24 protein-coding genes are annotated in these 25,225 nt (G+C 69.8%); 10 read left to right on the top strand and 14 right to left on the bottom strand.

All coding sequences use genetic code 11. The features are described 5' to 3' along the window. Positions 1 to 153: 153 nt before the first annotated feature. Positions 154 to 1,164, top strand: a complete 1,011-nt coding sequence (locus tag CTB96_RS04495; RefSeq protein WP_248283205.1) for an arsenic resistance protein — start codon at positions 154 to 156, stop codon at positions 1,162 to 1,164. 94 nt (positions 1,165 to 1,258) lie between these two features. Beyond that, the gene (locus CTB96_RS04490) at positions 1,259 to 1,615 is read left to right on the top strand and encodes a hypothetical protein (protein ID WP_110125687.1); all 357 of its coding nucleotides are present in this window, start codon (positions 1,259 to 1,261) and stop codon (positions 1,613 to 1,615) included. An 84-nt stretch (positions 1,616 to 1,699) separates the two neighbouring features. On the opposite strand, the gene CTB96_RS04485 is transcribed toward CTB96_RS04490, so the two are convergent. Continuing rightward, the gene (locus CTB96_RS04485; RefSeq protein WP_110125686.1) at positions 1,700 to 2,122 is read right to left on the bottom strand and encodes a four-helix bundle copper-binding protein; all 423 of its coding nucleotides are present in this window, start codon (positions 2,120 to 2,122) and stop codon (positions 1,700 to 1,702) included. Positions 2,123 to 2,281: 159 nt separating this feature from the next. On the opposite strand from CTB96_RS04485, the gene CTB96_RS04480 reads away from it, so the two are divergent. After that, positions 2,282 to 2,854: a YdeI/OmpD-associated family protein gene (locus CTB96_RS04480; RefSeq protein ID WP_110125685.1), complete on the top strand. Its 573-nt coding sequence runs from the start codon at positions 2,282 to 2,284 to the stop codon at positions 2,852 to 2,854. Between the two features lie 82 nt (positions 2,855 to 2,936). Here the strand turns inward: CTB96_RS04480 and CTB96_RS04475 are convergent, their stop codons facing one another. Together CTB96_RS04475 and CTB96_RS04470 are read right to left on the bottom strand one after the other, a co-directional pair. Next, the gene (locus CTB96_RS04475) at positions 2,937 to 3,605 is read right to left on the bottom strand and encodes a response regulator transcription factor (protein ID WP_110125684.1); all 669 of its coding nucleotides are present in this window, start codon (positions 3,603 to 3,605) and stop codon (positions 2,937 to 2,939) included. Then, entirely contained in the window at positions 3,602 to 4,978 is a 1,377-nt protein-coding gene (locus tag CTB96_RS04470) for a sensor histidine kinase (protein WP_110125683.1), read from the bottom strand. The genes CTB96_RS04475 and CTB96_RS04470 overlap by 4 nt, the downstream gene beginning before the upstream one ends. A 293-nt stretch (positions 4,979 to 5,271) precedes the next feature. Here CTB96_RS04470 and CTB96_RS04465 point away from each other — a divergent pair, with 293 nt between their 5' ends. From CTB96_RS04465 to CTB96_RS04455, 3 genes are all read left to right on the top strand, one after another. Next, positions 5,272 to 6,012 (top strand): ABC transporter ATP-binding protein, encoded by a 741-nt coding sequence (locus CTB96_RS04465; RefSeq protein ID WP_110125682.1) that lies wholly within the window; start codon positions 5,272 to 5,274, stop codon positions 6,010 to 6,012. Beyond that, the gene (locus CTB96_RS04460) at positions 6,009 to 7,310 is read left to right on the top strand and encodes an ABC transporter permease (protein WP_110125681.1); all 1,302 of its coding nucleotides are present in this window, start codon (positions 6,009 to 6,011) and stop codon (positions 7,308 to 7,310) included. Before CTB96_RS04465 ends, CTB96_RS04460 begins: the two co-directional genes overlap by 4 nt. 99 nt (positions 7,311 to 7,409) lie before the next feature. After that, complete coding sequence (locus CTB96_RS04455) at positions 7,410 to 8,318, top strand: aminoglycoside phosphotransferase family protein (RefSeq protein ID WP_110125680.1); 909 nt, start codon at positions 7,410 to 7,412, stop codon at positions 8,316 to 8,318. A gap of 154 nt (positions 8,319 to 8,472) precedes the next feature. Here CTB96_RS04455 and CTB96_RS04450 read toward each other — a convergent pair whose 3' ends face one another. Next, the gene (locus CTB96_RS04450; RefSeq protein WP_110125679.1) at positions 8,473 to 9,597 is read right to left on the bottom strand and encodes an NAD-dependent epimerase/dehydratase family protein; all 1,125 of its coding nucleotides are present in this window, start codon (positions 9,595 to 9,597) and stop codon (positions 8,473 to 8,475) included. Between the two features lie 251 nt (positions 9,598 to 9,848). Between CTB96_RS04450 and CTB96_RS04445 the strand changes: the two genes are divergently transcribed. Then, the gene (locus tag CTB96_RS04445; protein ID WP_110125678.1) at positions 9,849 to 10,199 is read left to right on the top strand and encodes a VOC family protein; all 351 of its coding nucleotides are present in this window, start codon (positions 9,849 to 9,851) and stop codon (positions 10,197 to 10,199) included. Positions 10,200 to 10,214: 15 nt separating this feature from the next. On the opposite strand, the gene CTB96_RS04440 is transcribed toward CTB96_RS04445, so the two are convergent. From CTB96_RS04440 to CTB96_RS04405, 8 genes are all read right to left on the bottom strand, one after another. Then, on the bottom strand, positions 10,215 to 11,126 hold the full coding sequence (locus tag CTB96_RS04440) for a D-hexose-6-phosphate mutarotase (RefSeq protein WP_110125677.1): 912 nt from the start codon (positions 11,124 to 11,126) through the stop codon (positions 10,215 to 10,217). Positions 11,127 to 11,333: 207 nt separating this feature from the next. Beyond that, positions 11,334 to 12,050 (bottom strand): AroM family protein, encoded by a 717-nt coding sequence (locus tag CTB96_RS04435; RefSeq protein WP_110125676.1) that lies wholly within the window; start codon positions 12,048 to 12,050, stop codon positions 11,334 to 11,336. Beyond that, positions 12,047 to 13,762: an ABC transporter ATP-binding protein gene (locus tag CTB96_RS04430; protein ID WP_110125675.1), complete on the bottom strand. Its 1,716-nt coding sequence runs from the start codon at positions 13,760 to 13,762 to the stop codon at positions 12,047 to 12,049. The genes CTB96_RS04435 and CTB96_RS04430 overlap by 4 nt, the downstream gene beginning before the upstream one ends. A gap of 9 nt (positions 13,763 to 13,771) precedes the next feature. Next, entirely contained in the window at positions 13,772 to 14,722 is a 951-nt protein-coding gene (locus CTB96_RS04425) for a DUF1177 domain-containing protein (protein WP_110125674.1), read from the bottom strand. A gap of 43 nt (positions 14,723 to 14,765) precedes the next feature. After that, a complete protein-coding gene (locus tag CTB96_RS04420; protein WP_110125673.1) occupies positions 14,766 to 16,061 on the bottom strand; it encodes a M20 family metallopeptidase in 1,296 nt (431 codons plus the stop codon). A 76-nt stretch (positions 16,062 to 16,137) separates the two neighbouring features. Next, complete coding sequence (locus CTB96_RS04415) at positions 16,138 to 17,709, bottom strand: ABC transporter substrate-binding protein (RefSeq protein ID WP_110125672.1); 1,572 nt, start codon at positions 17,707 to 17,709, stop codon at positions 16,138 to 16,140. Positions 17,710 to 17,755: 46 nt separating this feature from the next. Then, on the bottom strand, positions 17,756 to 18,655 hold the full coding sequence (locus CTB96_RS04410) for an ABC transporter permease (protein ID WP_110125671.1): 900 nt from the start codon (positions 18,653 to 18,655) through the stop codon (positions 17,756 to 17,758). Then, positions 18,648 to 19,655 (bottom strand): ABC transporter permease, encoded by a 1,008-nt coding sequence (locus tag CTB96_RS04405; protein WP_110125670.1) that lies wholly within the window; start codon positions 19,653 to 19,655, stop codon positions 18,648 to 18,650. The genes CTB96_RS04410 and CTB96_RS04405 overlap by 8 nt, the downstream gene beginning before the upstream one ends. Positions 19,656 to 19,820: 165 nt before the next feature. Here CTB96_RS04405 and CTB96_RS04400 point away from each other — a divergent pair, with 165 nt between their 5' ends. Both CTB96_RS04400 and pepE read left to right on the top strand, forming a co-directional pair. Further along, entirely contained in the window at positions 19,821 to 20,657 is an 837-nt protein-coding gene (locus CTB96_RS04400) for an IclR family transcriptional regulator (protein WP_110125669.1), read from the top strand. A gap of 45 nt (positions 20,658 to 20,702) precedes the next feature. After that, positions 20,703 to 21,467, top strand: coding sequence for a dipeptidase PepE (gene pepE / locus CTB96_RS04395; protein ID WP_110125668.1), 765 nt, complete (start codon positions 20,703 to 20,705; stop codon positions 21,465 to 21,467). A 95-nt stretch (positions 21,468 to 21,562) separates the two neighbouring features. Here the strand turns inward: pepE and CTB96_RS04390 are convergent, their stop codons facing one another. After that, positions 21,563 to 22,810 carry a sensor domain-containing phosphodiesterase gene (locus tag CTB96_RS04390; RefSeq protein ID WP_181397127.1) on the bottom strand — a complete coding sequence of 416 codons (1,248 nt, stop codon included), beginning with the start codon at positions 22,808 to 22,810 and terminating at the stop codon, positions 21,563 to 21,565. 200 nt (positions 22,811 to 23,010) lie between these two features. Then, on the bottom strand, positions 23,011 to 23,514 hold the full coding sequence (locus CTB96_RS04385) for a MarR family winged helix-turn-helix transcriptional regulator (RefSeq protein ID WP_181397126.1): 504 nt from the start codon (positions 23,512 to 23,514) through the stop codon (positions 23,011 to 23,013). 148 nt (positions 23,515 to 23,662) lie between these two features. Here CTB96_RS04385 and CTB96_RS04380 point away from each other — a divergent pair, with 148 nt between their 5' ends. Further along, positions 23,663 to 25,132 carry an MFS transporter gene (locus tag CTB96_RS04380; protein WP_110125665.1) on the top strand — a complete coding sequence of 490 codons (1,470 nt, stop codon included), beginning with the start codon at positions 23,663 to 23,665 and terminating at the stop codon, positions 25,130 to 25,132. The last annotated feature ends 93 nt before the right edge of the window (positions 25,133 to 25,225 follow it).

The raw sequence follows: 25,225 nt of genomic DNA, 5'->3' as shown, positions 1-25,225 counted from the left end.
AGCTTGTCGAAAGCTGGTGACCGGGTTTCGAGGTCGGCTTGCGGGGTCTCGACAGGCTCGACCGGCGGACGGGGCTCGACCGGCGGACGGGGCTCGACCGGCGCACGAGCGCAGTCGACCGGCGGCGCATCCGCTCGACCGTAGGGTGGGAACATGACGGGACTCGGGCAGCGGATGGAGCGCCGGCAGGTGCCGCTGTACCTGGCCGCGATTACCGTCGGCGCGCTGGTGGGTTGGCTGGTGCCGGCCGTGGCACCGGCGCTCGCCGTGACCATCACCCCGGTGCTCGGCCTGCTGCTGTTCGCGACGTTCCTGGGCATACCGCTTGGCGACCTCGGCCGGTCCGTTCGTGACCTGCGCTTTCTCGGCACCGTGCTCGTCGTCAACTTCGTGATCGTTCCCGTAGTCGTGTTCGCGCTCAGTCGGTTCGTCGCCGGTGACCGCGCCCTGCTGCTCGGGGTGCTGCTGGTGTTGCTCACCCCGTGTGTGGATTATGTGATCGTGTTCACGGGCCTGGCCGGCGGCGCCCGCGAGCGGCTGTTGGCGGCGACCCCGCTGCTGATGCTGTTGCAGATCGTGCTGCTGCCGCTCTACCTGCTGCTCTTCGCCGGGCCCGGCGCTGTTGCGTTGATCGAGGTCGGCCCGTTCCTCGAGGCGTTCCTCCTGCTGATCGTGTTGCCGCTGGCCGTCGCTGCCGCGGTGCAGACGCTGGCGCGGCGGGCCTCCGCCGGACCGGACGACCGTGGCGCCCGGGCCGCCCGCGCAGTCCACACCACGATGCAGGCCCTGATGGTGCCGCTGATGATGCTCACCCTGGCCGTAGTGGTGGGCTCGCAGATTGCGGCGGTCGGCGCGCAGGCCGTGGACCTCGTCGCCCTGATCCCGATCTACGTCGTCTTCCTGATCGTGATGGTCGCGGTGGGCATCGGCGCCGCCCGGCTGGCCCGACTGGACGCGCCCGCCGCCCGCGCCCTGGTCTTCAGCGGAGTCACCCGCAACTCGCTCGTGGTGCTGCCGCTGGCCCTCGCCCTGCCGGTTTCGCTCGCCCTGGCCCCGCTCGCGGTGGTGACCCAGACCCTGGTCGAACTCGTCGGCATGGTGATCCTGGTTCGCGTGCTGCCGAAGCTGCTGCCCGAGACACAACGGGCCTCCCGCCGGTCGTAGAGTATTTCGTTCTGTGACGGAGCCCAGTGACAGCGCAAAATCACGAACCTACACTCGATGAAACGGCCACAGACCGCTCGCGAAGGAGGCTCACATGATCACGCAACCGCTGCACACCCAGCAGTGCAACCACACCGGTAGTGACGTGTGCGCCAACCGCGGACCGGGGCACGCCCTCCAGCCCATCCAGGCGCGCGTCGCTTCCGCCACCCCGAGCAAGTGGGTGGACGGCATCGTCGCCAGCGTGTCGACCGACGGCTGGATCGGCATCCGGCTGCTGGAGCCGCAGGGCGCGACCGGCCTCGATGTGCCCGACGACGGCGAGACCGTGTGGGTGTGGAACCACAACGACCTCACCGAGCACCTCGGCGCGGGGCAGCCGGTGGCGGTGCACGCGCTCTACAACGTGCTGGCGAGCGGCCGCAGCCGCATCAGCGTCATCCGGCTCTAGACCTCTACACCTCAAGCCGTCCGGCGGTGATTCATCGACCGGCCGCGTGAGTAGCCGGCGGTACGCGAAGAAACGGTCCGAGACTCAGGTCGCGGGCATCATTCCCTTCATCATGTCCATCATCTTCTGGCACGCCATCGCGCACTGACGGCACGCTTCGGCGCACATCCGGGCGTCCTCGCTCATCTCGGCGTGCTTCATGCACTCCTCGGCGCAGGCCGTGGCCATGGTCATGCAGGCCATGTGCATCGCCATCATGCTCTCGGAGTGCATTCCGTTCGGGCGCATCATCGCCCGCATCATGGTGCCCGCCATGTCGGCCGTGGTGGCGCACATGCTGCGTGCCATCGACATGCCTTCAGCCATCATCGAATCGGCGCACATAGTGCAGGCCTGCTCGCACGCTGAACAGGCCTCGATACATTCCTGCATCACGGTCATGTCCATGCCCTGCATGGGCATGTCCTTCATGTGCATTTCCATCATCTGCATGGTCATGTTCATCATGGGTAACCAGCCTTCTGCGGGAGACCGGGCACAGACCCCTGCCAACGCCGACAACGGCCCCCGCCACGGCCGATGCTACGCCGGGCCCGGCCCGAAGTCAGTAGTTCGGCGAGCCAACGCACGGAACCTGCGTGGGTGGCATCTGTCTACAATTGGCGCATGGTGGGAATGAAGGATCGGCCCGTCTACGACTTCACGATCGAGCAGTGGGAGGCGTACCTGGCCGACAGCCCGGACGACGGCGGTGTGCGCCTGAAGCTGCGCAAGAAAAACTCGTCGGCGCCGGGCATGACCTGGTCGGAGGCCCTGGACGTGGCACTCTGCTACGGCTGGATCGATGGCCAGTCCAACCGGTTCGACGAGGACTACACCCTCCAGGGCTTCTCGCCGAGGCGCAAGAACAGCCCCTGGTCGCAGATCAACCGGGAACACGTGGCCCGCCTGATCGAGGAGGGCCGGATGCGCCCGGCCGGCGTCGCGGAGATCGAGCGCGCCCAGGCGGACGGTCGCTGGGACGCCGCTTACCGGATGCGGGATGCCGTGGCTCCGCCCGACCTGCAGGTGGCGTTGGACGCGAACCCGGACGCCGCCGCGTTCCTGGAGTCGTTGACCCGCGGGGCGCGGTTCATGATCTATTTCCGGCTGACCAACATCAAGACGCCGGCGGTGCGCGCCGCGCGCATCCGTGATGTGGTGGACAAGGCCGCCCGCGGAGAACTGCACTACCGCTGAGTCGCCGAGTTGCCCCGGTGTGGACGAACTGCCCCGGTGGGGCGGGGCAACTCGTCCGCAGACGAGCAAGTCGGCCTGTGGGTCAGGCGCCGCCGGGCACGAGCAGGCCCGACTCGTAGGCGATGATCACCAGTTGGGCCCGGTCGTGGGCGCCGAGCTTGGTCATCATGCGGTTCACGTGGGTCTTGGCGGTGTGCGGTGAGATCACCAGTTCATCGGCGATCGCGGTGTTGGCGTGGCCGCGCCCCACCAGCAGCAGAATCTCCAGTTCCCGTTCGGTGAGCAGGGCGAGCGCTGCCGGCGCCGTCAGCTCCGCCCGCTCGGCGGGTGCCGTGTACCGGTCGATGAGTGCCCGGGTGGCGCGCGGCGAGAGCAGCGCGTCGCCGCCGTGCACGGTGCGGATGGCGTTCATCAGGTCACCGGCCTCCGTGCCCTTGCCGACGAAACCGCTCGCACCGGCGCGCAGGGCCTGCAGCACGTACTCGTCTTCCTCAAAGGTGGTCAGCACGATGATGCGGGTGCCCGCCAGCTCGGGGTCGGCGCAGATCGCCGCGGTGGCCTGGATGCCGTCCATCACCGGCATCCGGATGTCCATCAGCACGATGTCGGGCCGGGTGCGCCGCACCAGCTCAACGGCCTCACGCCCGTTGCCGGCCTGCCCGGCCACGCTGAAACCCTCCTCGTGCGAGACCAGCTCGGCCACGGCCGTGCGGATCAGGGCCTGGTCATCGGCGAGAACCACGGAGATCATGAAACACCATTCGGTCGGGAGTCTTCGGCGGCCGGGGGGAGCGGGCCACCCGGGTCGGGCCCAGGGCTGCCGGCGCGGATGCCGGTATCGGAGTTGGCTCCGGCCGACGTGGTCGGGGATGTCGGCAGCCAGGCGGTGAACCTGAACACCGGCCCCGGCCCCCTGGTCGCGGTGAGCCGGCCGGCCACCGAGCCCACCCGCTCCCTGGCGCCGAGCAGGCCGTGCCCGGGGTTGGCGGCGGCGCTCACCCCGGCGGCGGAGCCGGGCCGGGGCGGCGCATCCACCGTGTTGGTCACTGTGATCTCCAACCCGTCGTCCTGGTAGTCCAGGTGCAGCAGGGCGGACCGGTCGGCGCCGTGTTTATGCGCGTTGGTCAGGGCTTCCTGGATCAGCCGGAACGCGACGATGTCCACGGCGCCGGACAGGGGACGGGGCGTGCCGGCCAGCCGGTGGTCCACCCGCAGGCCGCCGCGATCGAAGTCGATCAGCAGCGGTTCGAGGTCGTCGAGCCCGGCGACAGGAGCGGTGGTCAGCCCGGTGGCACCGGCATCCGTCGAGCGCAGCACGTTGAGCAGGCTGCCGATCTCGCCGAGCACGGTGCGGGCCGCCTCGCGGATGGTCGCCAATGACTTCTCGGCGTCGGCCGGCCGGTCGGGCAGCGCCTGCGAGGCGACGCTGGAATGCAGGTTGATGACGGCGATCTGGTGGGCGAGCAGGTCGTGCAGGTCGCGGGCGATGCGCAGCCGCTCCTCGGCGACCCGGCGCAGCGCCTCGGACTCCTTGGTCTCCTCTGCATTCCGCGCCCGTTCGGTGATGCCGCGGATGTAAGCGGAGTGCGACCGGTTGGCATCGCCCGCGGCGGTGGCGAAGCCCACGAACGCCGCCAGCTGCAGCATGGCCCGCACATCGTTCCATGGCGTGTCGAGGAAGGCGACGGTCGCCGCGGCGAGCAGCAGCACGGTCGCGCCGGAGAAGAGCAGCGAGGTGCGCCGCGGCATCCGCCGGGCCACCGAGAACACCCCGATCAGCACGGCCAGGAGGTAGGCGATGATGGGGCCGTCGACGGCCAGGCCCAGCACGCAGGCGACCACGGCGATGGATGCGCCCGCCAGCGGTGCCCGCCAGCGCAACAGCACCGACACGACCGAGGTCAGCACCAACACCGCCGCGGCCGGGTTGGACAGGGCATTGCCGCTGAAGTCGGTGTGCGCGAAACTCGGGCCGAGTACGAACAGCACGATGATCACGTCGCGCAGCCAGAACGGCAGTTTGGAGAGCGGGGAGAAGCTGCGTTCGGCCGGGTCGGCCCGGTACCGAAGCTCGTGCGGAGCCGGCGATGTGTGCGGCGGCGTCGGGGTGCTCTGGCGCGGCATGCCGTCCTCCCGCCCGTGATTGAGTCGCCCGCGAATTCAGGCTCTTGCCCCATTCTGTCAACCCAACCGGGCCGCGTCTGCCTGCGGGCGTGGGTGCTCGGTCTACTGCGCTCGTAGTACGCCGGCGTGCGCACGCGGCCGAAACGGCGCCCTGCGTAGTACGGCGGAGTTGCTGCGACGGGAGGACGCCGCGTTCTCGACGCTCGGCAAGACTGAAGTCGTGCCACCGAGGCCGGTTCATCGTGAGCCGGTCCGGCAGGCACGCCAACCCGTATCCCAGGAGATCACCACCCATGACCGTGCCCATTCTCGCCGCCCGCGACATACACAAGTCGTATGGCCGCGGCGCCACCCGGTTCGACGCCCTCAAGGGCGTCTCCCTCGACATCCAGCAGGGCGAATCCGTCGCCATCGTCGGCAAGAGCGGCTCGGGCAAGTCCACCCTGATGCACCTGCTCGCCCTGCTCGACAACCCCAGCAGCGGCGCCGTCGAGCTCAGCGGCCGCGACGCGATCAACCTCAGCGGCCGGGTCGTCAACCAGACCCGCAACGAGACCTTCGGGTTCGTCTTCCAGCAGTTCTTCCTCACCCCGGGCACCAGCGTGCTCGACAACGTGACGTTGCCGCTGCAGATCGCCGGCATCCGCGGCGCAGAACGCAAGCGCCGCGGAATGGCCGCGCTCGAGCAGCTGGAACTGGCCGACAAGGCCCACAACAAGGCCACCGACCTCTCCGGCGGGCAGAAGCAGCGCGTGGTGATCGCCCGGGCGCTGGTGAACAACCCCAGCGTCATCTTCGCCGACGAACCCACCGGCAACCTCGACTCCGCCACCGGCAAGGTGGTGGAGGACATCCTCTTCTCGCTGCAGAAGGAGAAGGGCATCACCCTGATCATCGTCACCCACGACGAGGAGCTCGCCGCCCGCTGCGACCGCCGCGTGTACATTCGCGACGGCCTGATCACCGACTCACTGCACTCGACGCCTCCCGCAACCCCGGATGCCGCCCCGACCGCCACGGAGGTGCGCGCATGAACGTCTTCGACCTGATTCGCACGGCCGTCAAGAACAGCCTGCGCAGCAAGACGCGCACCACTCTCACCGTGCTCGCCATCTTCATCGGCGCGTTCACCCTCACGCTCACCAGCGGGGTCGGCACCGGCATCAACCAGTACATCGACACCACGGTCGCCTCGATCGGCGCCGACGACGTGATCACCGTCACCAAGGCGGCCGAAGACACCGGCGATGGCCCGGTGGAGTACAACCCGGATGCCGTGGCGGTCGATTCCCCCAACGCTCCTCCCGGCGCACCGGGCTCCAGCCTGGTGGCCCTCACGTCCACCGACCTCAGCACGATCGGTGACGTCGACGGCGTGCTCTCCGTGCAGCCGCAGCTGAGCGTGAGCCCCGACTACGTCACGGTAGACGGCGGTACCGCCTACGAGGCCAACGTGGGCAGCTTCATTCCCGGTATGGCCCTGGACCTCGCGGCGGGCGCCGAGCCCGACGCGGCAAGCAGCGACTACCAGGTCGCCATCCCGGTCTCTTTCGTCAAGCCGCTCGGGTTCGCGGATGACGCTGACGCTGTCGGTGCCACGCTCACCCTCGGCATCACCGACGTTGCGGGCACCCAGTCCGAGGTCTCGGCCACCATTGTCGGCGTCTCGGAGGAGGGGCTCGTGGGCTCGACGGCGTTCACGGCCAACGAAGTTCTCACCCAGGCGCTCTATGACGCCCAGAGCGTGGGGCTGTCAGAAACCAGCAAGGACAGCTACGCGCAGGCCGTCGTTCGGTTCGACCCGACGGCCGGAGAGTCGACCGATGCCACCGCGATCAAGGGCGACTTGGCCGACCTGGGCTACACGGGCACCACGGTCGAAGACCAGATCGGCTCGTTCAAGGCCGTCATCGACGGCATCGTGCTCGTGCTCAACGCCTTCGCCGTGATCGCCCTGCTGGCGGCGGGCTTCGGCATCGTGAACACGCTGCTGATGAGCGTGCAGGAACGCACCAGGGAGATCGGCCTGATGAAGGCGATGGGTCTGGGCGGCGGCAAGATCTTCGGTCTGTTCAGCCTGGAGGCCGTGTTCATCGGCCTGATGGGCAGCGCGCTCGGCGTTGCAGTGGGCATGCTGGCCGGCTTCGGCGCCAACTCGCTCCTGGCCGATACCCTGCTGGCCGACCTGCCCGGGCTCACCCTGGTGGCGTTCGACCCGGCGGCACTTGCCACGATCGTGCTCACCGTGATGGGCCTGGCCTTCCTGGCCGGCACCATCCCGGCGCTGCGCGCCGCCCGGCAGGACCCGATCGAGTCGCTCCGCTACGAGTAACCGACGCCCGCCGCACGTCCCGTCGGACCTTCTCCCGAGGTCCGGCGGGATTCGCGCGTGCCGGGGCCGAATCATCCGGTGAGCGGGCACACTGGGCAGATGCCCGATGCGCAGTACGGCCCGGCCCTCGCGGCTCGGATCGTGCGCGGCCGGGGCCGGGAACCGGTCGCGGTGTCACCGCTCGGCGGTGTAGTGAACGAGGTCTACCGGGTGCAGGGTGCGGGCTTCGACTGGGTGGTCCGGTTCTCGGCAGACCCGCTCCTCCCCAATGAGTTCCCGGTCGAGGAGTGGGCCATGCACGCGGCCCGGCAGGCGGGAATCCCGGTACCCGATGTGGTCGGTTCCGGCCGGCTCGACGACCGGCCCTATCTGATTCTGCGGTACTGCGAACCCGCGGCCGACGGTCTGGCGGACCCATGGACCTGGCTCGGCCGCTACTGCCGGGCGATAGGCCGACTTCCGCTGGCCGGCGCCCCTGGGGCGGTGTTCTCCCGGTTCGGCCGTGACCTGCCGACGGCCTGGCGGGCGCACCTGGTCTACAACCTCGATGCGCTCGGCCCCGACGACCCCCTGCTACGGGACGGGGCCTACCGTGCCGAGCACTTGCCCGGCCTGCGGGCGGTGCTGCGGGAGCTCCAGGCGGAATCGTTCGACTTCGGCCTGGCACACGGTGATCTGGCGCCGCGGAACCTCATCGCCCCGGTGAGCGCGGCGGCACCGGTGCTGCTCGACTGGGGTGCGGCCAGCACGGGACCGGCGCCCTGGACCGACCTGCAGCAGGTCTACCAGTGGGCGGTGCTCGACCGCACGATCACACCGGCCGCGCTGGCTGCTTTCGCGGCCGCCGCGGGCATTCCGATGACCGAGGCGACCGAACGGATGCTGCGGCGGCTCACGGTGCTCCGCTTCCTCGACCTGGCTCGGTGGGCCCGTGAGCGCCGACCCGAGCTCTACGCCGGCTACCTCGCCGCCTGCGCGGCCGGCATCCGTTTTACACTGCGGCCCTGACTCCGCGAGCGGATGCCGGGGGTTGCGCCGGGCTGCGCGGGCGGGGCGCCGATTCGCTGGTGGCGCGCCACGCGCGAAACGGCGCCTGGCCCGCGTGCCGTCTCCCGACGCGACGCGGTGCGGTGCGGTGCGGCCAGCCGAGCGCGGGCGGGGGCTACGGGATGAGGCGCTCGGCGCGGTAGCGGTCGAACAGGGCGAGGAACGCCTGCTCGGTGTCGCGGTAGCCGGTGAAACCGGCGGCCCGGCTGCGGCCCATGTCGGCGAAGACCTCCATGGTGCGGCCGAGGTCGGCGTCGGTGTGCCACCAGGAGGCCAGCCGGGTGAGGTCGGCCTCGACCAGGTCGTGCTTGGCCATGATGCGGTCCCAGACCGGCTGGGCATCCACCATTTGGAGCTCGAGCGGGCGAGGTGCGTCGACGAAGCCCTCCCACTCCAGCCCGAAGTGCGCGGCCAGCCGCGGCCAGAGCCAGCGCCAGCGGAAGGTGTCGCCGTTCACGATGTTGAATGCCGTGTCGGCGGCGGCCGGGGTGGTGGCCGCCCAGACCATCTGATCTGCGAGCAGGCCGGCCTCGGTCATGTCGGTGACGCCGTTCCACTGGGTCTCCGAGCCGGGGAACACGAACGGCCGGCCGAGTTCGGCGCAGATGGCGGCGTAGACGGCCAGGGTGGAGCCCATGTTCATGGCGTTGCCGACCGCGTGGCCGATCACGGTGTGGGCGCGGTGCACCGACCAGGTGAAGCCGCGGGCTCGGGCGGCGGCCCAGAGTTCGTCTTCCTGGGCGTAGTAGAAGTTGTCCACCGACAGCCGCGGTTCGTCCTCGTGGAACGGGGTGTCGGGCACCTCGCCCTGGCCGTAGGCCTCGAACGGGCCGAGGTACTGCTTGAGTCCGGTCATCAGGGCGACGTGTTCGACCGGTGCGTCAGCCAGGGCGGTGAGCAGGTCGCGCACCATTGCGGAGTTCACCGCGATGTTCTCGGTCTCGGTGTCTTGGCGCAGCCAGGCGGTGAAGAACACGTGGCTGGGGGCGTGGCCGGCCAGGGCGGTGCGCAGCGACTCGACCGAGCGGAGGTCGGCGCTCACTGGGATCACGCCGGGACGGGCTGCCACGGGCGTGCGCGACAGGGCGAGAACGCTCCAGCCCTGCGCGGTGAGGAGGTCGACGAGTGCGGAACCGGCGATGCCGCTGGCGCCGGCGACGAGGGCCGTGCGCTGGGTTGAGCCGGCGGTGTTGCCGGGGAGGGAGTCTGGGGCGGGCGGGAACTGAGCGGAAATAGGCATTGTGAGGGACAACCATCGTCGTGCCCGGTGCATTCCGTGGGTGCCGGACGCCGCGCGAGTGCATCCCGGCAGGTCGTGTCGGAGCTGCGCGGGCAGGGCGCCGTTTCGCTGGTGGCGTGCCACCCGCGGAGCGGCTCCTGACCCGCGTCGCGCGTCGTGGGCCTCGACCATGCGCGGCGAACGCGCCCGCCTCGTGCGTGCGCCCAGCCCCGCCACTTGCGCGCCGGGCTCACACCCGGTGGAATGGGGCCATGAAGGTGACGAGTGTGACCGTGGGCCTGCCGGTGCGGAACCTGCGACGGGCCGAGGACTGGTACCGCAAGGTGTTCGAGCTGACCGGGGCCGCGGTCGAACCGGCGCCGGGGCTGCTGGAGCTGACGCTGGGACCGATCGACCTGCAGCTGATCGAGGATGCGGATGCGCAACCCGGCGCCCAGAACGGGGTGCGCGTCGGAGTCGACGATGCGGCCGCCGAGCACGCGCGGCTCACCACGCTCGGCCTCGAGCTCGAACCGGTGGAACACGTGCCCGGCGCCGTGGACTACTTCGACTTCACCGACCCGGACGGCAACACCCTGGGCGTGTACTCGCTGGCGATCTGAAGCGGCTCCGACGGCTTACGACACCGAGTAGCGCACGCTCAGCTCGTGACTGGCGCCGGGCGCCAGGGTGATCGCGTCGTCGCGGATGTTGCAGGTCTCCACGCACACCATGCCGGTGTACTCGTCGTCGCCGAAGTCGGCCATGGCGGCGGCCTTGTCGATCCAGGGGTTCCAGACGACGGTGCTGGCCGATCCCTGCTTGCTCACGGTGACGGTGCGGCCGGTAGCGGCATCCGTCACCGTGGTGGTGGCGGTGGACCCCTGGTAGATGCGGTCGGTTTCGGCGTCGAAGTGCACCGGTTCGGTCTCGGCCGACTGCGGGCCGGTGAGCCGGTCGGTGAACGGGGCGCCCTCGAGGCCACCCACCTGGGTCTGCCGGATGTCGGCGACCGCGAGATACGTGTGCAGGGCCTCCTCGAAGCTGACCGGGTCGCTGTCGCGGTTGGTGACCACGAGGGAGAGCTGCAGCTCGGCACCGACGGTGACCGTGTAGCGGGCCTCGAACCGGTGCGGCCAGGCGGAGGCGCGGGTGGCCTCGGTGTCGGTGAGCACGAACACGAGCACAACGTCGTCGCCGGCCTCGCGGGCCTCGACCAGCTGCCAGTCGGCCAGACGGGCGAACCCGTGCGACGGCGCCGACACATCCGTGGGGTGTCCGGCGAACCAGGGGAAGCAGATCGGCACACCGCCGCGCAGCGGAACGCCCGGGGCGTACTCGCTCTGCTCGCTCATCCAGAGCACAGGGGAACCGCCGGCGGGCGTCCAGGCGCTCACGTGCGCGCCCCGCAGGTACACCTCGGCCGTGCCGGCCGGTGCGAACACCCGTGCCACGGTCAGCCCGCCCGGCCCCTGGCCGAGTTCGACGGAGGACGGAAGCTCGAGCGTGCTGGGAACGGCGGACATGGTTCCTCCAGAGTCGATGGACATGCTCCCATCCTAGGAAGCCCCGCTCCCCGGATGTTCCGGGCACCCTCAGTTGCGGGCTGGCGTCGTGACCGATCGCGGGTCAGGCGCCGCTGCGCAGGTGGCGCGCCACCCGCGCACCGGCGTGGTGCCCGCGCACGGGCATCCGCCCCACGGGAGCGCCGGACGGCGCAGGTGACCGGGGGATGAGCGGGAGGGCCGCACAGGGGGTCAGGCTGCGTCGATCAGGGTGAGGGCGCGGCGGGCAGCCTCGGTGCGGGTGAGTAGCACGGCGCAGCCGGTGGCCTCAGCCACGGCGTGGGCCTGCGCGGCGGTGTACCCGAAGCAGTCCAGCACGATCCACGCCAGCGCCCGGCCCTCGGCGGCGGATGCGGCGACCAACGCCACCGCGGCGCTCGCCACCTCGGCGGGGGCGGACGTGTACGGGTTGCAGGGCGCCACGTCGACCGGGCGGCCCACCAGCGTGGCCCACCGGCCACGGCTTTCTTCGACCTGCGCGGCCACGGGGGTGAGCACCCCGAACGCGGTGTCGCCGACCTGCTCCACCACGCTCGCCTGGGCCAGGGACTCGGCGTCGTAGACCGGCACCCGGGCGGGCACCGGTTCGAAGTGGCCCGTGCACATCAGCAGCACGGCGTCGGCGCCGTCGGCCGCGCACCGTTCGATCGCGGCCTCCAGCCGGGGCAGCAGGGCCCGGTGGCCGATCTGCACCGACGCGCCGTTGCGCAACCGCGAGACCAGCGGGGTTTCGTCGCTCTCGGGGGCGACCACGGCGAACGCCTCGCTGTCGTACTCGTCCAGGTCGTCGAGCGCGCCGTGCTCCACGAAGGCGCGGCCGATCAGCAGCGGTGCGATGTCGGCGAGCACATCGGTGCGCGGTGACTGGCCGATGGTCACCAGGCCGAGCAGGCCGCCCGTGCCGCTCATGCGCCCGGAACCTCCGCCGTCGGCTGCACGGCCAGGCCGGCATCCACGAGCTTTCGCCGTTCGGCCCGGTCGGCGCGGGCGCTCGGGTCAGCCTGCGGCACCGCGGCGAGCAACGCCCGGGTGTACGGATGCTGCGGGTCGGCATACAGCTCGGCCGCCGGCGCATGCTCCACCACGACACCCCGGCTCATCACGATGATGTCGTCGGCCATCTCCTGCACCACCGAGAGGTCGTGCGAGATGAACACGTAGGTGAGGCCGAGCTCCTGCTGCAGGTCTTTCATCAGGTCGAGCACCTGTGCCTGCACCGACACGTCGAGCGCAGAGACGGGTTCGTCGCAGACCACGAGCGAGGGGTTGAGCATCAGCGCCCGGGCGATGCCGATGCGCTGGCGCTGGCCGCCCGAGAACTCGTGCGGAAACCGGTCAGCGTGGCCGGCTTCGAGGCCGACCAGCTCGAGCACCTCGGTGACCCGGTTGGCCCGGTCGCCCTTCGACAGCGCGGTGTGGGTGACCAGGGGTTCGCCGAGCGACCGGCCGATCTGCCAGCGCGGGTCGAGCGACGCATACGTGTCTTGGAAGATGATCTGCATGTCGCTACGCAGCGCCCGCATCTGCTCGGGGGTCTGGGCGAGCACGTCGCGGCCGTCGAAGCGCACCGAGCCGCTGGTCGGTTCCACCAGGCGCAGCAGGGCCCGGCCGGTGGTGGACTTGCCCGACCCGGACTCGCCGACGATCGCCAGCGTGGTGCCGCGCTCCACGTTGAAGCTCACATCCTGCACGGCCTTCACCGGCTCCGGCGCGCGCTCGAACAGGCTGCGCCGGCGGCTCTCGAAGTGCACCGAGAGGTTCGACACCTCCAGCAGCGGCGGTGACCCGGCCGGCGCTACGCTCGCGGGCCGTTCCCGCGGCGCGGTGGCCACCGCGGCCGAGGGCAGGAAGCTGAGCAGCCGCTTGGTGTAGTCGTGCTGGGGACGCTCGAACAGGTCCTCCACCTCGGCGGTCTCCACGATCTGGCCGCCGTACATCACCGCCACCCGCTGGCAGGTCTGGGCGATCACGCCCAGGTCGTGGGTGATCAGCAGAATCGCGGTGCCGTGCTCCTGCTGCAGGCCGAGCATCAGGTCGAGGATCTGCATCTGCGTGGTCACGTCCAGCGCCGTGGTGGGCTCGTCGGCGATGAGCAGCTTGGGTTCGCACGACATCGCCATGGCGATCATCACCCGCTGCCGCATGCCGCCGGAGAGCTGGAACGGGTGGTCGGCCATGACCCGGCGCGGGTCGCGGATGCCCACCATGTCGAGCATCTCCAGGCCGCGGGCGTGCGCGGCACGCCGGTTCAGGCCGAGGTGCTTGCGCACCGGCTCGGTGAGCTGGTCGCCGATCGAGAGCACCGGGTTCAGCGCGGTCATCGGCTCCTGGAAGATGGTGCCGACGGTGCCGCCGCGGATGCCGCGCAGCGTGCGCTCGGGCATCGTGACGAGATCGTGCCCGTCGAGGGTGATGCTGCCGGCGGCGATGCGGGCCGACTGGGCCGGCAGCATCCGCAGCACCGACATGGCGGTCATGCTCTTGCCGCTGCCGGACTCGCCGACGAGGCCCAGCATCTCGCCGGGCGCGATCGACAGGCTCACGTCACGCACCGGCGTGACGAGACCCCGGTTGGTGTCGATCTCGACCCGCAGGTCCTTGATTTCCAGGAGCGGCTTCATCGGTCTACCTCACGCGGTCGGCGCGAGCACTCCGCCCAGGGTCTGGTACCGGGTGCCGTCGCCGTAGAGGCCCACGATCCGGTCGAATTCGTCGGTTTCGTGGAACTGCACGATGCCGGCACCGAAGCCCTTGGCGACCTCGACCGAGAACCGGGCGGCGGCGGCGATGTCGGTCTCGTGGCTGGCGCCGGTGGCGCAGCCGGCGACGGCGGTGACGGTCGTCAGCGCCACGCCAACGACCGGGGCGACGGAGGCCGCGGCCGGCTGCAGGATCGAGTTGAGGTGGTGCAGGCCGTTGCCGTAGGGGGTGATGTCCTGCTGGCTGAGCGGCAGCACCCGGGCCGGCTCGCCGGTGACGGACTCGAGCACGCTGAGCAGGTCTTCGCTGGTGCGCAGGATGTAACCCTGGCGCACGGTGGGGGAGATCGCGATGCCGCGGTGGTTGAGGATGCGGTTGCCCTTGGTGGTGTCGATCGAGAGGATCGCCTCCATCTCGGCGGTGACCTCGTGCTCGTTCATCGCGGCGATGTCCACCGGCGACGACATGAACGGCACCGGGTCGTGCGGTTCGGTGGGCGCCCAGGCGCAGACGTGGGTGGAGACGATGACGTCGCCCGGCAGGCGGTCGCCGATCGAGGCCATGTGCAGCAGCTTCGCGGCCGAGGCGATCGCGGCGGTGGCGCCGTCGCCGTCGGAGACATAACCGATCAGTTCGGGGCGGGCGCCTACGCCGCCGAGGCGGCCGATGATGCCCAGGGTGGGGGCGGTGCCGCCGGAGCGACGGCCGTTGGTGCCGGGGATGACGACGGTGACGAAGTCGGTCTCGCCCTTGTCGCCGGCGACGGTCTTCACGGTGATGTCGGCATCCGGGCTGATGTTTGCCAGGTGAGTGGCGACCACGGCACCGGTGGCCTGGGGGGAGTCGAGGAGTTCGAGGACGGAGAGGACTTCGCGCAGCATGGGTCTACTTTTCTTCGGAAGGGAACAGGGTCAGAACGCAGGGTCAGGAAGGGGAGTCGGTGAGGCCGAGGTAGCGCAGTGCCGTGATCGCGTACACCTTGGCGGCCAGGATGACGTCGGCCGCGGGGGCCTTCTCGTCGAAGCCGTGGATGGTGGCGAGCACGGCGGGGCCGTACTGCAGCACCGGGATGCCGTGGCTGCGGAAGGTGCGGGCATCCGACGATGCCCACTGCAGCACGCCCTTGGCCTCCGGGTCGGAGAGCGAGCGGATGGCGCCGACCAGGTCGGTGACGATGGGTTCGTCGGGGTGAGTCCAGTTCGGCTCGCTGCAGAAGCCCATCGGTTCGATGGTCGCCTCGATGCCTTCTTCGGCGAGGATCTCGCGCACCCGGGTGTTGACCTGGTCACGGCTGAGGCCGATCGGCACCCGGGTGTCGATCTCCACCACGGCGCGGTCGGCGACGACGTTGCTCGAGGTGCCGCCGGCGATGGTGCCGATGTTGATGGTGACGTGTTCGAAGACCTCGCCGATGCCGGGGCCGTAGCCCTCCCGCTCTTCGGCGTAGTCCTTCGACAGCTGGATGAGCTCGCGCACGTCGGCCGGCGCATCCGGCACCATGTCCCACAGTTTCTGCAGGGCCACGATGGCGCGGGCGGCGAGCAGGTTGGCGTTCACGCCGTGCAGCGGCTGCAGGCTGCCGTGGCCGGGCTTGCCGTCGATGGTGAGCCGGAACCAGTTGCTGCCCTTCTGCCCGATGGTGGGGTGGGAGCGTTCGGCGGGTTCGGCGATGATGCCGGCGGTGACGCCGTCGAGGTGGCCCTCGTCGAGCACCCAGTCCGCGCCGCGTGGGCCGCCCATCTCCTCGTCGGCGACACCGAGGAAGGTGACCGGGCCGGCCAGTGGCACGGCGAGTTTGGTGAGGATCTCGTGCACGAGCAGCGCGCCGGCGAGTCCGGCCTTCATGTCGCTGGCGCCGCGGCCGCGGAGGAAGCCGTCGACGACGTCGCCGGCGAACGGCGGGAAGCTCCACCGGCTGACGTCGCCGACCGGCACGACGTCGTAGTGGCCGGTGAGCACGAGGTGGCGGGCGGCATCCGCCCGGCCGTCGTGGCGGGAGAGCACGTTGATGCGGCCCTCGCCGGCGTCGAGCACGGTAGAGGGCAGGCTGTGGCTGGTGAGCCAGGTGTCGACGTAAGCGGCGACGGCGGTGCAGTCCCCGGAGGGGTTCTCGCTCGGAATGCGGATCAGGTCGCCGGCCAGTTCGAGCAGTTCGTCGCTGCGGGCGTCGATCTCGTCGAGAACGAGGCGTTCCCAGTCGAGGGGAGTGGTGACAGTCATGATGTCCTTCCGGGCGGTGCAGTGACGCAAGTAGGGGGTGCGGGGCCGGCGTGGCCGGCCCCGCGGGTGGTGCTGGTTAGTTCACGCTCAGCTGTGCGTAACGCACGATGCCGTCGGGGTAGGAGGTGTAACCCTCAGTGCCCTCCTGCAGGCCGACCACGATGTTGTACTCGTAGAGGTAGGCCCAGGGCGATTCCTCGTTGATGATTTCCTGCGCCTCGCCGTAGAGCTCGTTGCGCTTCTCCTGGTCGGGCTCGGTGGATGCCTCGGTCCAGAGCGAGTCGACATCGGCGTTGTTGTAGTTGGCATAGTTGCTGGTGCCGGTGGAGGTGAGCAGCAGGCCGAGGTGGTAGCCGGGGTCGTTCACGAACGAGGTCCAGCGGGAGATGTAGGACTGCACCTGGTTGGTGGCGATGGCCTCGAGGAACTGCGCGCGGGCCATGTTGGTGATGTTCATGGTCACGCCCACCTTGGCCAGTTCGGCCTGGATGAGCACGGCGTCGTCGTTCCAGTCCTGGAAACCGCTGCCCAGGGTGAAGTCGAAGGTGAAGCCATCCGGGTAGCCGGCCTGGGTGAGCAGGTCCTTGGCCTTGTCGAGGTCGTACTCCGCGTTGTTGCCGTCGGCGGTGAAGCCGGGGGTGGAGCTGGCGACGGAGGAGGTCATCGGGCTGGCCTGCCCCTGCATGACATCGGTGAGCAGCTTGTCGTAGGGGATCGCGTAGGTGATGGCCTGGCGCACGAGCTCATTGTCGAACGGCGCGATGTTGTTGTTCATCGCGAAGTAGAGGATCTTGTTGCTCGGGCGGGAGTCGATGACGACACCGTCGGTGTCTTCGAGGGCCGCGACGTCCTTCGCCGGGATCTCGAGGGCGAGCTGTACTTCACCCTTGCTCAGCAGCTGCACGCGGTTGGAGGCCTCGGTGATGAACTTGATGTTCACGGTCTCGAGCGCGGGAGCATCGCCCCAGTAGTCGTCGTTGCGGCTGAGCACGGCCTCGGTGGAGGGGTCCCAGGAGTCGACGACGAACGGGCCGGAGCCGGCGGTGTTGGTGGCGAGCCACTCGGCGCCGCCGTTCTCCTCGATCAGCTTGGTGTCCATGATCGAGAACGAGTACATCGGCAGGATCTGCAGGAACAGGTGGTTCGGCGCGGTGAGGGTGATCGTCACTGTGCTGTCGTCCACGGCGGTGACGGTGCTGATGCCGGCCATGCCGTAGAGGAAGCTCGCGCTGCTGGAGTCGGCGATGAGCTGGAACGAGCCCACGACATCCGCGGAGGTGAGCGGGTTGCCGCTCTGGAAGGCGATGTCGTCGCGCAGGGTGAAGGTGTAAGCGGTGTCGTCGTCGGAGACCTCCCACGAGGAGGCGATCATCGGCACGATCTCGGCGGTGTTGGCGACCTGCTTGCCGTCGACCTCTTCGGTGGCGTAGGTCACCAGCTGGTCGTAGGCGGCGAGCACAAAGGTGTCGCTGGTCACGTCGTTGGCCTCGGTGGGGTTCAGCGTGGTGCCGCCCTCGGAGTACGCCGCGGTGATGGTGGTGGCGCCGGTGCTTTCGGTGCTGTTGGCGTTGGTGTTCGCGTTGGCGCTGCATCCGGTGACCAACAAAACGGATGCCGCAATGGCGACCGCTTTCGCTGTGACTCTCATGGTTCTCCTCAGGGTGGGGTGGTGCGGGGGACGGGGTGGGTGGGGCTTACGCCGTGGTGCGCAAGCGGGGGTCGAGCACGTCGCGCAGGGCGTCGCCGAGCAGGTTGAAGCCCAGGATCGAGGTGGCGATCGCCAAGCCGGGGAAGAAGGTGAGCCACCATTCGCCGCTGATGATGTAGCCGCGGCCGTCGGAGATCATGACGCCCCATTCGGCGGTGGGTGGCTGGGCGCCCAGGCCGATGAAGCTGAGCGCGGCGGCGGTGAGGATGGCGTAGCCCATGCCCAGGGTGGCGCGCACCACGATCGGCGCCAGCGCGTTGGGCACGATGTGGCGGGTGAGGATGGTGGCGGAGCTGAGGCCGAGCGCCCGGCCGGCCTCGACGAACTCGCGCTGCTTGAGCGAGATGGTCTGGCCGTAGGTGATGCGGGCGAACTCCGGGATGCCGACGATGCCGACGGCGATCATGGCACTGCTGGTGCCCGGGCCGAGGGCCGCGGCGACCGCCATGGCCAGCACCAGCGACGGGAAGGCGAGGAGCACATCCATCACCCGCATGATGACCGACCCGAGCGCGCCGCCGGCGTACCCGGCGATGCCGCCGAGCGGAACGCCGATGGCCATCGAGATACCCACCGCGATCAGGCCGGTCCAGAGTGAGAGCTGCCCGCCGGCGAACACGCGGGTGAGCAGGTCGCGGCCGAAGTTGTCGGTGCCGAACAGGTGGTCGAGGCTGGGCGGGGCGAGCAGGGCGCCGGCCGCGGTCTCGCTGGCGCCGTAGGGGCTGAGCACGCCGATGAAGATGCTGCCGAGGGTCCAGAAGGCGATCACGCCCAGGCCCACCATGCCCAGCTTGTTGCGCAGCAGCAGCCGGCCGAAACCCACGGTGGTGGAGCGGGTGCCGGCGGGAGCGGCGGTAGCGGTGGAACGGGTGCGGGACTTAGGCATTTCTCACCCTCGGGTCGATGGCGGCGTTGGTGAGGTCGACCAGCAGGTTGACGACGAGGAAGATGACGGCGGCGAGCAGCGAGAACGCCTGCACCGGGGCGTAGTCGGTGGCCATGATCGACTGGGTGACATAGGAACCGACGCCGGGCCAGCTGAAGATGGTCTCGGTGATCACGGCGCCGCCGAGCAGCTGGCCGAATTCCAGGCCGACCACGGTCACGACGGAGGGGGAGGCGTTGCGGAAGGCGTGCTTGCCCACGACGATGCCGGGGTTCAGGCCCTTCGACACGGCGGTGCGCACGTAGTCCTGGCCGAGGACTTCGAGCATGGCCGAGCGGGTCATCCGGGAGATCATGGCGATGCTGCCGGTGCTGAGCACCAGGGCGGGCCAGATGATGCTCTTCAGCGACGAGGTGAACGCCACCATGTCGCCGGAGAGCAGGCTGTCGACCAGGTAGAAACCGGTCACCGTGGTGGGCGGGTTCACGCCGGTCTCGATGCGACCGATCGGGGCGGGCGCCCAGCCGAGCATGAAGTAGAACAGGTAGATGGCGAGCAGGCCCAGCCAGAACAGCGGCATGGATGCGCCGACGAGCGAGATCACCCGGCCGATGTGGTCGATGGCCCGGTCGCGGTAGACCGCGCTGAGCACACCGAGCGGGATGGCGACGATCAGCGCGATCAGGATCGACACGATCGCGAGCTCGGCGGTGGCCGGCAGGCGGGTGGCGAGGTCGGCGGTCACGGTGTGGCCGGTGTGCCAGGCGAAGCCGAGGTCGCCGCGCAGCAGATCGCCGAGGTAGCCGAAGAACTGGCTGAGCATGGGCTGGTCGAGCCCCATGTCCACGCGCAGCTTCTCCACCGTCGCGGCGTCGGCCTGCTCGCCGGCCAGCGTGCGGGCCGGGTCGCCGGGCAGGATGCGGGTGAGAAGAAAGATGCAGATGACGACGCCGATCAGGGCGGGAATCATTGCGAGCAGGCGACGGATGACGTAGCTCATCGAGTGCCCTCCCTGGGTGTCTGGTGCCGGTTCAGCATGAACAGATCATGCCGGGGAGGAAGAAACCAACCCAATACATTCTCACTATTTGAAAGTTACAATCATATTTCGAGACGCTGGCTACGATACTGAGCACACCTCTCACGATCGAAAGCGACCCAGCGTATGAGTGCTCTTCCGGATCAAGCCGCGTCATCCCCCCTGCAGACCGTCGACCGGGCGCTGCAGATCCTGCTCTCGTTCAGCGACGGCCGCCCCGACTGGGGTGTGCTGGAACTCGCCGAGGAGTTCGGGATCAACAAGTCCACCAGCCAGCGACTGCTCGCCGCCCTGGCCACGCGGGGTTTTCTCAAGGCCGACCCGTACACCCGGCGGTACAGCCTGGGGCCGGCGATGTGGCACATGGCGAACGTGTGGGAGCGCGGCGGTGGGTTGGCCCGGCTGGCCGATCAGGTGCTGTCGTCGCTCGCGGCCGAGACCGAGCGCACCGCCCTGTTCACCATCCCCGACGGGGTGCACCTGCGTTGCATCGCGGCCGTGGACGGCGCATCCGGGCCGGTGCGCAGCCATCCGCTGGTCGGCGACCTGTACCCCGCCCATGCCGGCGCCACCTCGCGGGCCTACTTCGCTTTTCTCGAGCCGCACGTGCGCCGGGCGTTGCTCAACGACCGGCCGCGGGCCCGGTTCACCGAACTCACCGAGGTCGACGAGAAGGCGTTCGAGGCGCTGCTCGACGAGACCTTCCAGGCCGGCTGGGCCTACTCCGCAGGCGAGTACGACTCCAGCACCCGAGCCATCGCGGCCCCGGTGCGGCTGGGCAAGACCCCGATCGGCTCGCTCTCGGTGCTCGAACCCAGCACTCGCGCAGACTCGGACCTCCGCGATATGGTGCCCGCATTGCTCCGGGCAGCGGATGACCTGTCGTCGCTGCTGTCCAACCGCCCGCCGGCCAACCCCCAGCGGGACTGGCGCCGGGGCCTCTCCCGCGCCGCCAAGCTCTAGCCCGCACCACGTTCCGCCCCGTACCTCTGCTCGAAGGACCCACCCATGCACCTGCTGCTCCTGTCCAACTCCACCAACCACGGCCGCGGCTACCTCGAACACGCCCTGCCCGAGGTGCTCGCCTTTCTGCACGGGGTGACCGAGCTCACCTTCGTGCCCTTCGCCGGCGCCGACCACGACGCCTACACGGCCACGGTGCGCGCCGCATTCGAGCCGCACGGCATCGCGGTGCGGGGACTCCACGAGGCGGCCGACCCGGTTGCCGTGGTGGCCTCCGCGCAGGCGATCTTCGTCGGGGGCGGCAATACCTTCCGGTTGCTGGCCACCCTGCAGCGGCTCGGCCTGATACCGGTCATCCGTGCCCGGGTGCAGGGCGGCCTGCCCTACCTGGGCGCCAGTGCCGGCACCAACATCACCGCGCCGAGCATCCGCACCACCAATGACATGCCGATCATGCAGCCGGAATCGTTCGAGGCACTCGGACTGGTGCCGTTCCAGATCAACCCGCACTACCTCGACGCCGACCCGACCAGTGTGCACAACGGCGAGTCCCGGGCGACCCGGCTCACCGAGTTCCTCGACGAGAACGACGTGCTGGTGCTGGGCCTGCGGGAGGGTGCGCACCTCAGCGTCACTTCCAGCGACGCCTGCGCGCTCGCGATGATCGGTGGCGCCTCGGCGAACCCGCTCTCGGATCAGCCGGCGATCCTGTTCGAGCGCGGCCAGGCACCCCGAGACGTGGCCGGGGATGTCAGTGCGCTCCTGGCGATCGCCCCGCGCTACGACCACCCCGCGGTGACGGCGAGCTGACTTCTCGCGAAGCGTGGGTGCCGCGCCGATTCGCGGGTGGCGCGCCACGGGCGCACCGGCGCCTGACCCGCGCGGCCGCATCCGGCGCGAGCGAGTCAGCTGGCGGCGGGAAGGCGGTTGATCAGGGTGAGCGCGGCAGCGGTGGCGAGGTCGCGGTCGTGGGTGAGCACGAACTCGTATGAGCCCTGCGCGTGCTGGGTCGGGTCGAGTTCGCGGGCGGCGAGTACAGCGGCGAAATCCGCGGTTAGCACCACAATGTCCCACTCGGCCAGCAGTGGATCGGCCGGGTCGATCTGGCCCACCCGGATGCGGCTGGCCGCCGCGAGCTGCGGGTCGCCGGCGAGGTGCACCGCCACCAGTCCCGCGTCGGCGCCGAGCGCTTCGTAGCGCGCTCGGGTGGCCGGGGTGAAGTTCGTGTGCTGCTGAAACGTGGAGAGCACCACGGCGGAGTCGCCGCTGGCGCGGGCGCGCGACTCCAGGAAGATGCTCATCTGCACCAGCAACTCGCGGTCGGACGGCCGCGGAGTGCGCACCGGCGCCACGACCTCGAACGGGGTGCGGGCGGCCTGCTGCGGCGCCGCAGGCTCGGCCGAGAAACGGATGCCGGCCAGCGTGGCGGGCTTCGCCGGCTCGGGCACGGGCCGGCCGAAGAGCCAGCCCTGGCCGTAGGTGGCACCGAGGGCGAGCGCGGTCACCCGGTGTTCCTCGGTCTCGATACCCTCGGCGAGCACCACCGCCCCGGTGCGCTCGGCGTGCGCGGCCACGGCGCTCATCACCCGGGCGGCATCCTGGTCGGGCCGCTCGCGGATGAGTGCCATGTCGAGCTTGATCACATCCGGCTGCAGCAGCGGCAGCAGGGCCAGCGAGGCCGGGTCGGCGCCGAGGTCGTCGAGCGCGATGCGGTAGCCCAACGCGCGCGCCCGGCCGATGGCGTAGAACAGGCCGGCGGGGTCGTTCATCAACGCCCGTTCGGTCACCTCGAGCACCGCGGGTGCCGGCGGATGCGGGGCGTCGCCGAGGTCGGCGCGGTGCAGCGACCCGGGTTCCACGTTGACGAAGAGCGAGTGCGGCGCGGTGAAGCCCTGCTCGGTGGCGGTGCGCACGCTGGAGACCCAGCAAGCCAGGTCGAGGTCCGTAACACGACCTAACGCGTGGGCCCGGTCGAAGAGCGCGGCGGGGTTGTGGAAAACGGTGTCGGCGGGGCCGCGGCTGAGCGCCTCGTAGGCGACCACGGTGCCGCTATCGAGCTCGACGATCGACTGGAACCGGGTGCTGATCAGCCTCTCCGCTAGAATCTGCTGGAACAGCGCCTCGGAACCGTGCTCGGTAAGGCTGGTGCTCACGGTCATCCCCCATCCGCGGCTGAGCGCGATCTCCCTCGGAGTCTAACGATTGGCCCCGGCCGCCCCGCCGTGCATAACTCCTGCAATTCTCGCGAAACGACCCCAAAATGGGGTCGATTTGCCCCCGTTCGGCGGAAACTGCAGGNAGGGGGGGGGGGGGGGGGGGGCAGGGGGTGTCGGCCGCCCGGGGCGGACCCGACTCAGGCCATGGCGCCGTCGTAGGCGGCGATGACCTTGTCGAGGAACGCGCTCGCCGCCGCGCGCTCGTCGTCGTCCATGGAGGCGACCACGGCTTCGAGCCCATTGATCAGGGGCAGCACGTGGCTGTACGCCAGCCGCACCGAGTCATCCGTGGCGGCCACGATCAGGCGCCGCCCGTCCGACGGATGCCGCTGGCGGGTGATGTGGCCGGCCGACTCCAGGCGCTGCAACACCAGGCTCATCGCCGCGGTGGAGATGTCGATCTCGTGGGCCAGCTCGGTGGGGCTGGACGAGCCCCGGGACATGAGGTGGTCCATCACCTCCAGGCCCATCTCGTCGACGGCGATCTGGTCGGCCAGGAATCGCCGGAACGCCTGCTCTTTCAGGCCCAGCCGCTGGATCCGGGCGCGCACGTCCTTCTCCGGCATGGCCTTGCCGTCCCGCCGCGCAGCCGCGCGGCTGGCGTTGTACTCGGTGCCGAAGAGTTCAGGTTTGACATCCATGATCTCCATGGTAATACTCAATATTGCCAATCACATGGATTACCTCCGGGAAGCGACCTCCCGGTACCCCTCGCGCCTCGCGGTGCCAGCATCCTGGTCCGTTTCCGCCTCCCCGGCCCGTTCTCCCCTCTCTGCACTGGAGCCCTCCATGCCCTCCGCACCGTCTGCGTCCGTTTCCCCAACTACTGTCGACCCCTACCGCTTCAAGTGGTTGATCCTGGCCGTGATGCTCACGGCCGAGATCCTCGACCTCATCGACGCCACCATTGTCAATGTCGCCGGGCCGTCCCTCGAGGCGAGCCTGGGTGCCGGCTCCACCGGACTGCAGTGGGTGATCGGCGGCTACGCCCTCACCCTGGGCGCCGGCCTCATCCTCGGCGGCCGCCTGGGAGACCGGTTCGGCCGCCGGAACATGTTCCTCACCGGCCTGATCTCCTTCACCCTCATGTCCCTGCTCTGCGCCATGGCGCCCTCGATCGGCACGCTGATCGTCTTCCGCCTCATTCAGGGCTTCTCGGCCGCGATCCTGCTTCCCCAGGGCCTCGGCCTGCTGCGAGCGGCGTTCCCGCCGCGAGAAATCGGCAAGGCCTTCGCCGTCTTCGGCCCGGTCTTCGGCTTGGCCGGCATCGCCGGACCCATCATCGGCGGCGCCATCATCCAGGCCGACCTGTTCGGATCCGGCTGGCGGGCGGTGTTCCTGGTGAACCTGCCGGTGGGCATCGCGGCCATCGTGATCGCCTGGATCGTCGTACCGCGCACGGCCGGAGACCGCACCATCACCATCGACCTGGTCGGATCAGCCATCATGGTGCTCTCCAGCGGCCTGCTCGTGCTGCCGCTGGTGCAGGGCGAGAACGCCGGCTGGCCGGCCTGGACCTGGCTATGCATCGCGGCATCCCTGGTCGGGTTCTACCTGTTCACCCGCCGGCAGAAGTCCCGGCTCGACGCCGGCAAGACCCCGCTGGTGACCCCGGGGATCTTCCGCAAACCCGCCTACCTGGTGGGCCTGGGCGGCATCGGCCTGTTCTTCTGCGGAACCGTGGGCGCGCAGCTGGTCTTCACCCTGTTCCTGCAGCTCGGCGAGCAGTTCAGCGCCGGAGAGGCGGGCCTCAGCAGCCTGCCGCTGGCGATCGGCACCCTGATCGGCGGCGCCGTCAGCGGCGCCCTGCTCGCCGACAAGCTCGGCCGGGCGGTGCTGCAGATCGGCGGTCTGTTCCAGATCGCGGGCGTGGCCTGGCTGTTCATCGCTCTCGGCGACATCTCCGACTTCAGCATCTGGCAGCTGGCTCCCGGCCTGCTGCTCACCGGCATCGGCAGCGGGTTCGTGGTCGCCAGCCTGTTCAACGTCATCCTCGGCACGGTCGACGACGACGAGGTGGGGTCGGCCTCCGGCGTGCTCACGGCAGTGCAGTCGATCTTCTCCGCGGTCGGCGTGGCCGTGCTCGGGTCGGTGTTCTTCGCCGGCCTCAACCAGGGCGACCCGGGCCAGGGTTTCCGCACCGCCCTGCTCGTGCAGGGTGGCCTGATCGTGGTGTTCCTGCTGCTCAGCCCGCTCTTCCCCGTGCGCGCCCGGGCCGACGAGCCGGTGCCCGCCGAGGAACCCGCCCTAGTCGAGTAACCCGAGAGGGAGGCCGCTCGGCCGAGGCCCGGCGGGCGAGGCACGGGACGGTTACGCGGGTGCGGCGCCGGTTCGCGTGTGGCGCGCCACCCG

It is taken from the genome of Cryobacterium arcticum (assembly GCF_003185895.1).
GTDB lineage: Bacteria > Actinomycetota > Actinomycetes > Actinomycetales > Microbacteriaceae > Cryobacterium > Cryobacterium arcticum.
This window is presented reverse-complemented; position numbering and strand designations above follow the sequence as displayed.

What these genes read in the sequence shown, in the direction of transcription:
- CTB96_RS04495 (WP_248283205.1), top strand. Translation starts at nt 154, where the DNA reads ATGACGGGACTCGGGCAGCGGATGGAGCGCCGGCAGGTGCCGCTGTAC.
- CTB96_RS04490 (WP_110125687.1), top strand. Translation starts at nt 1,259, where the DNA reads ATGATCACGCAACCGCTGCACACCCAGCAGTGCAACCACACCGGTAGT.
- CTB96_RS04485 (WP_110125686.1), bottom strand. Translation starts at nt 2,122, where the DNA reads ATGATGAACATGACCATGCAGATGATGGAAATGCACATGAAGGACATG.
- CTB96_RS04480 (WP_110125685.1), top strand. Translation starts at nt 2,282, where the DNA reads ATGGTGGGAATGAAGGATCGGCCCGTCTACGACTTCACGATCGAGCAG.
- CTB96_RS04475 (WP_110125684.1), bottom strand. Translation starts at nt 3,605, where the DNA reads ATGATCTCCGTGGTTCTCGCCGATGACCAGGCCCTGATCCGCACGGCC.
- CTB96_RS04470 (WP_110125683.1), bottom strand. Translation starts at nt 4,978, where the DNA reads ATGCCGCGCCAGAGCACCCCGACGCCGCCGCACACATCGCCGGCTCCG.
- CTB96_RS04465 (WP_110125682.1), top strand. Translation starts at nt 5,272, where the DNA reads ATGACCGTGCCCATTCTCGCCGCCCGCGACATACACAAGTCGTATGGC.
- CTB96_RS04460 (WP_110125681.1), top strand. Translation starts at nt 6,009, where the DNA reads ATGAACGTCTTCGACCTGATTCGCACGGCCGTCAAGAACAGCCTGCGC.
- CTB96_RS04455 (WP_110125680.1), top strand. Translation starts at nt 7,410, where the DNA reads ATGCCCGATGCGCAGTACGGCCCGGCCCTCGCGGCTCGGATCGTGCGC.
- CTB96_RS04450 (WP_110125679.1), bottom strand. Translation starts at nt 9,597, where the DNA reads ATGCCTATTTCCGCTCAGTTCCCGCCCGCCCCAGACTCCCTCCCCGGC.
- CTB96_RS04445 (WP_110125678.1), top strand. Translation starts at nt 9,849, where the DNA reads ATGAAGGTGACGAGTGTGACCGTGGGCCTGCCGGTGCGGAACCTGCGA.
- CTB96_RS04440 (WP_110125677.1), bottom strand. Translation starts at nt 11,126, where the DNA reads ATGTCCATCGACTCTGGAGGAACCATGTCCGCCGTTCCCAGCACGCTC.
- CTB96_RS04435 (WP_110125676.1), bottom strand. Translation starts at nt 12,050, where the DNA reads ATGAGCGGCACGGGCGGCCTGCTCGGCCTGGTGACCATCGGCCAGTCA.
- CTB96_RS04430 (WP_110125675.1), bottom strand. Translation starts at nt 13,762, where the DNA reads ATGAAGCCGCTCCTGGAAATCAAGGACCTGCGGGTCGAGATCGACACC.
- CTB96_RS04425 (WP_110125674.1), bottom strand. Translation starts at nt 14,722, where the DNA reads ATGCTGCGCGAAGTCCTCTCCGTCCTCGAACTCCTCGACTCCCCCCAG.
- CTB96_RS04420 (WP_110125673.1), bottom strand. Translation starts at nt 16,061, where the DNA reads ATGACTGTCACCACTCCCCTCGACTGGGAACGCCTCGTTCTCGACGAG.
- CTB96_RS04415 (WP_110125672.1), bottom strand. Translation starts at nt 17,709, where the DNA reads ATGAGAGTCACAGCGAAAGCGGTCGCCATTGCGGCATCCGTTTTGTTG.
- CTB96_RS04410 (WP_110125671.1), bottom strand. Translation starts at nt 18,655, where the DNA reads ATGCCTAAGTCCCGCACCCGTTCCACCGCTACCGCCGCTCCCGCCGGC.
- CTB96_RS04405 (WP_110125670.1), bottom strand. Translation starts at nt 19,655, where the DNA reads ATGAGCTACGTCATCCGTCGCCTGCTCGCAATGATTCCCGCCCTGATC.
- CTB96_RS04400 (WP_110125669.1), top strand. Translation starts at nt 19,821, where the DNA reads ATGAGTGCTCTTCCGGATCAAGCCGCGTCATCCCCCCTGCAGACCGTC.
- pepE (WP_110125668.1), top strand. Translation starts at nt 20,703, where the DNA reads ATGCACCTGCTGCTCCTGTCCAACTCCACCAACCACGGCCGCGGCTAC.
- CTB96_RS04385 (WP_181397126.1), bottom strand. Translation starts at nt 23,514, where the DNA reads ATGGATGTCAAACCTGAACTCTTCGGCACCGAGTACAACGCCAGCCGC.
- CTB96_RS04380 (WP_110125665.1), top strand. Translation starts at nt 23,663, where the DNA reads ATGCCCTCCGCACCGTCTGCGTCCGTTTCCCCAACTACTGTCGACCCC.